The sequence below is a fragment of the Leptolyngbya sp. FACHB-36 genome, assembly GCF_014695955.1.
Lineage (GTDB): Bacteria > Cyanobacteriota > Cyanobacteriia > Leptolyngbyales > Leptolyngbyaceae > FACHB-36.
Window position 1 is genome coordinate 1 of record NZ_JACJPG010000191.1, and the last position, 4,911, is coordinate 4,911.

3 protein-coding genes and 3 pseudogenes are annotated in these 4,911 nt (G+C 54.7%); 5 read left to right on the forward strand and 1 reads right to left on the reverse strand.

The window, feature by feature from the left end; all coding sequences use genetic code 11:
- A pseudogene (locus tag H6F43_RS04335) lies at positions 1-311 on the forward strand (ABC transporter ATP-binding protein); the annotation flags it as partial.
- A gap of 76 nt (positions 312-387) precedes the next feature.
- Positions 388-876 carry an SMC-Scp complex subunit ScpB gene (gene scpB / locus H6F43_RS04340; RefSeq protein WP_190341025.1) on the forward strand — a complete coding sequence of 163 codons (489 nt, stop codon included), beginning with the start codon at positions 388-390 and terminating at the stop codon, positions 874-876.
- A 20-nt stretch (positions 877-896) separates the two neighbouring features.
- Here scpB and H6F43_RS04345 read toward each other — a convergent pair whose 3' ends face one another.
- On the reverse strand, positions 897-2,768 hold the full coding sequence (locus H6F43_RS04345; protein ID WP_190341027.1) for a DNA polymerase III subunit gamma/tau: 1,872 nt from the start codon (positions 2,766-2,768) through the stop codon (positions 897-899).
- A gap of 259 nt (positions 2,769-3,027) precedes the next feature.
- Between H6F43_RS04345 and H6F43_RS04350 the strand changes: the two genes are divergently transcribed.
- The 3 genes and pseudogenes from H6F43_RS04350 to H6F43_RS04360 all read left to right on the forward strand — a co-directional run.
- Positions 3,028-3,810, forward strand: a complete 783-nt coding sequence (locus H6F43_RS04350) for a Uma2 family endonuclease (protein WP_190341029.1) — start codon at positions 3,028-3,030, stop codon at positions 3,808-3,810.
- A 129-nt stretch (positions 3,811-3,939) separates the two neighbouring features.
- Positions 3,940-4,398 (forward strand): annotated as a pseudogene (gene rnhA, locus H6F43_RS04355) (ribonuclease HI); the annotation flags it as partial.
- Between the two features lie 190 nt (positions 4,399-4,588).
- A pseudogene (locus H6F43_RS04360) lies at positions 4,589-4,864 on the forward strand (ribonuclease HI); the annotation flags it as partial.
- Positions 4,865-4,911 lie beyond the last annotated feature (47 nt).

Consider the following 4,911-nt stretch of genomic DNA (forward strand, 5'->3'; position numbering starts at 1 on the left):
TGAACAAGCAGGGCATGACGATGCTGCTGACGACGCACTACATGGATGAAGTAGAGTACCTGTGCGATCGCATTGGCATCATGGACGAAGGCAAGCTGATCGAGTTGGGCACGCTGCCGGATTTCCGGCACAAGCACGGCGAAGGCTTGCTGATGAAGCAAATGGCAGATCGTTGGGACTACAAATTTTTCCCAACGGTCGAAGCCGCAGAAGCGTTTTTGAATCAGCAGCCTGATAAGACGGGACTGATGGTGCGCCCATCGAACCTGGAAGATATTTTTGTGGAGCTAACGGGGAGAAATCTAGATTGAATTTGGATTGAAACCTATGATTCATTGGTTTTGAAGGTAAACTCGTAGTTCATCATTAACGATCTTGAACTGCTGCATGCCTCGCCTCGCTAGTACTCTCGAAGCCATTTTGTATCTGAAGGCGCAGCCGCTATCGATCGCAGAGCTAGCTGAATTTGCAGGCTGCGATCGCAAGGCAGCGGAAGAAGGACTGATCGAGCTAATGAACGACTACGCCCACCGCGACAGTGCCTTAGAGGTGGTGGAAACGCCAAACGGCTACAGTTTGCAACTGCGCGAGGCGTTTCATTCGCTGGTGCAAGCGCTGATTCCGGCAGATCTAGGCGTCGGAGCGTTGCGAACGCTAGCCGCGATCGCGCTGCGCGGTCCGCTGGCTCAAGCCGAACTTGTGGAGCTACGCGGCTCCAATGCCTATCAGCATGTGCAAGAACTTGTGCAGTTGGGGTTTGTGCGTAAGCGTCGTCAGTCCGATGGTCGCTCCTTCTGGCTGCAAGTCACGGATAAATTTCATCAGTATTTCCAGGTCAATCAACTGCCGCAGGAATTCGATCGACTGGCAAAATGAACGGTTTGTGAAAGAAGCGCTTAGAACGGCAGATTCTCGTCGTCTGCGGCTTCATCCGGTTTCCCGTGGCTAAATGGCGGCGCGGGCGCTTCGTGGATCTGCTCCTGCGCTGGCTCCGTTTCATCGTCGCTCAGGACAATTTTTCCACTAAAAAATGCGGCGAGACTTTGGAGCGCTTGACCTGTTTCGTCCTCCTGCCAGCCAGTTAACGGCTGCCTAGCCGCATCTTCAGGTGGAGTCGGCTCAACCGGCAGGTTGGGGGCAGCGAGGCGGTTCCCTTTCAGCGGCGCTTCACGATCGCGTGGCGCGTCAGTAGCCGAGGGCGCAGCCGTAGGAGCAGGCTCACTGCGCTGAGGGCTGAGGTCAGACAGAGGAGCAATCTCTAAGCTGACTCGCACTTTCTGGTTGAACACCTCGACAAACGCTTTCTCAATATTTTGGATCTGCTGCTGCGCAATCTTCACCAGCTTATCGGTGCTAATTCCAATGCGGGCGTCCTGCCCCTGAAACTCCAGCAGAGAACCGTGCTGAGCAAGCAGCGCTCGACTGAGCGGATGCAAATTGGCGATGATGCGCTGCCACGTTTCACTTAAATCGGTCGCTGTCGGGCTGGATTGGTTCGCCGCAGGTGCCTCAGGTTCTGGAGGCGGTGCGGCAGGCGCAACTAGAGGACGAGCAGGTTCAATGCGGCTTGGGGTTTCCTGAACAGGCTCGATCGCCTCTGGAGCACTCGTCTGAGGCTGAGCTGTCGATCGACGCGCAGCGGGAGCAGGGGCAGGCGATCGTTCAAGCGCTGGATTAAGCGCCGAGGGCAGTAGACCCATCAGCGTCACTTCTAGCCACAAACGCGGCTGAGTTGTGCTTTTTAGTTGCGGTTCGCAGGCGCGCAAATGCTGCTGTCCTGCCAAGATGGTTGCGGTGGCGATCGTCTCGGCAAAGCTGCACAAGGCACTCCACGTCGGAGGCGTCAATGCGACGAGATCGCTGCGAGCCGGCGCAGTTTTGGCGATTAGCAAATCGCGGTAAATGCTAGCCAAATTTTGCAGCACAATCATTGGCTCCCGTCCCCGATCCATCAGGCGGCGCACGCAATCTAGCAGCGTCTCTGGGTTGTCTTGAGCGATCGCCTCTAGCAATGCCATCAAATCTCGCTCTGGAACCGCGCCGACTAAATCCCAAACGCGATCAACCGTCACCTCACCCGCCAGCAGGCTTAATTGGTCTAGCAAGCTCTCGGCATCCCGCAAACCGCCTTGAGACAGTTGCCCGATTAGCGTCAGGGCGTCGTGGGCAATCTCAATTCCTTCTTTATCGGCGATCGTGGCTAGGTGCTGCACCATTGCCTCCAGCGGAATGCGCCGAAAATCGAACCGCTGACAGCGCGAAATAATCGTCGGTAGAACTTTCTGCGGGTCTGTAGTTGCCAGAATGAAAATGACCTGGCTAGACGGTTCCTCCAGGGTTTTGAGCAGCGCATTCATAGCGCTACCGCTTAAGCCGTGGCACTCGTCGATCACGTAGACTTTGTAGCGACACTGGACGGGTGCAAACTGCGATCGCTCGATCAGTTCCCGAATATTGTCTACCCCTGCATTGCTGGCAGCGTCGATCTCGATCACGTCCAGAGCAGAGCCGTTGGCGATCGAGCGGCACACCTCACACAACCCACAGGGCGTCTCGGTCGGCACCTCAGATTGGAGGCAGTTCAGCGACTTCGCTAGAATTCGAGCACTGGAGGTCTTGCCCGTTCCGCGTGCGCCTGTAAACAGGTAAGCAGGAGCAATCCGCTGCTGTCGCAGCGCGTTGGTCAGGGTAGCGGCGATCGCGTCTTGTCCTACCAGGTTGGCGAAGGTCTGCGGACGGTATTTGTGGTGCAGCGGTTGATAGGTCATTGGTCAGGTGTACCAATTCTCAAGTTGGATGCCGAGAATGCCAGCTTACTTTGTATCGAGGAAAAAGCGTAGACTCACCGATTAGCCTTGCGTTCTGGACGCGATCGCCCAAGGCTCTAAGTTGCCTGAGCTGCTTCCGTTTCAAGAGTGTTCTAGTTCATTTAACCTAACCCACTTGACCAGAACAAATGCTCTGTTTTTTATGGATGATACACTCAGGTCACTTCGCTAAGATACAGGCAGTTCACCCTCCGTCGTCATGCTGAAAAAGTACTATCCGTGGGAGTGCCTGCCGTCTTCTGAGGAACTACCCGACTCCGACGATACGCCCGTGGATAACGAACTGCAAGATCTCATGCCCAGTCTGCTCAAGCTTATTCTGGCGCATCTGTGGGCAGATCGACTGGATTGGTTCTTCGGCGTAGATATGGGCATTTACTATGACCCAGAGGAGCCTGCTATTGTCCCAGATGGGTTTTTGAGCCTGGGAGTCGATCGCATTGTGGATGAGGAACTCCGCCCCAGCTACGTGCTGTGGGAAGAAAACAACATTGTGCCAGCGTTTGTGTTGGAGGTTGTCTCTCGCAGGTATCGGGGCGAGTACAGCCGCAAAAAAGCGTTTTATGCCGAACTTGGAGTGCTGTATTACGCCGTTTACTCGACTCGTCGCCGTCGAAAACCGCCGCTAGAGCTTTACAAGCTGGTGAATGGCGAATATGTGCCGCTCGTTGGCAGCCCGATCTGGATGCCGGAAGTAGGCTTAGGACTGGGACGATCGCGCGGAACGCACCAAGGCATTGAGCGAGAATGGCTCTATTGGTACGACGAGCAGGGAAATCGCTACCCAACACCGGAAGAACGAGCCGAGCGAGCCGAGCAGCGAGCAGAACAAGCCGAGCAATCAGCAGCGCAGGAACGACAGCGAGCAGAACAAGCCGAGCAGCAAGCCGAGCGAGCCGAGCAATTAGCAGCGCAAGAACGACAGCGATCGCAGCGCCTTGCAGCGCGACTGCGAGAGTTGAACATCGATCCGGATGCGTAAGGTGAAGCCGTGCAAGCAGCTTCAATTGAGCAACCAGAAGACCGTTAATTTAAGCGCTTCCAGGTTCGACGATTTAATCGCTTACCCATGTGCTAGTCTGGATTGCCGTTGTTGATCCGAGACTGCATGATGAGCACCATTCAAGCTATCTACACCGATGGAGCTTGCTCCGGAAATCCCGGTCCGGGAGGTTGGGGCACTGTTGTCTACTTCACTGATGGCACCGTGCATGAACTGGGAGGCCATGCACCCCAAACCACGAACAACCGCATGGAAATGCAGGCCGCGATCGCAGCGCTAGAATTTCTTGCTGCACACAAGCAGTCCGAAGCCGTCATTCTCTATACCGATAGCGAGTATGTCAAAAACGGCATTACCCAGTGGATCAACGGCTGGAAGAAGAAAGGTTGGAAAACCTCCACGGGTAAGCCTGTGCTAAATCAGGATTTGTGGCAAACGCTCGACGCGCTCAACTCAAAGCAGATCGAGTGGCGCTACGTGCGCGGACATACCGGAAACGTAGGCAACGAGCGATGCGATGCGATCGCCCGCGCCTTTGCGCTTGGTAGATCTCTCCAGCTTCAGCAGCTTTAGAGGACAAGCAACAGCGAGTTCATGCTTCTTTCTTGCAACGCTCAATCATGAGCAGGTTGCAAACTTTAACAAACTCACTTTAAAACAAGTTTAAAACGGTATCCCAGGTGAGTTGTTCAGAATTCGTGGTTGGTTGTTAGATGGTGATTATCCCTAACCACGCCCTTTGCTGGAGGCTGCTCTAATGGACTCTCCCTCCCCTGTTCAAGCTGATATTGAAAGCCTGCCCCGCGAGGTTAGAGTCGAGCATCTGCGGGATCTGCTAGATACGCTGCATATCGCCGATGACATCGCTAACAAAGGCTACTTGATCACTAGCTCAGAACTTGCAGATTTGATGGATGTTAACGCTAGCGCCGTCACCAGTCGTGGAGACAACTGGGTCTGGCGCAACTGGGTTGTGTCGCGGGTCCGTCGGGAGGGCAACCAAATTCTCTGGCAGCTAGAGCGGGTAGATTAGCCGTTAGCCATTAGCGGTTCATCATTAGAATCAACTAGCTAACAAAA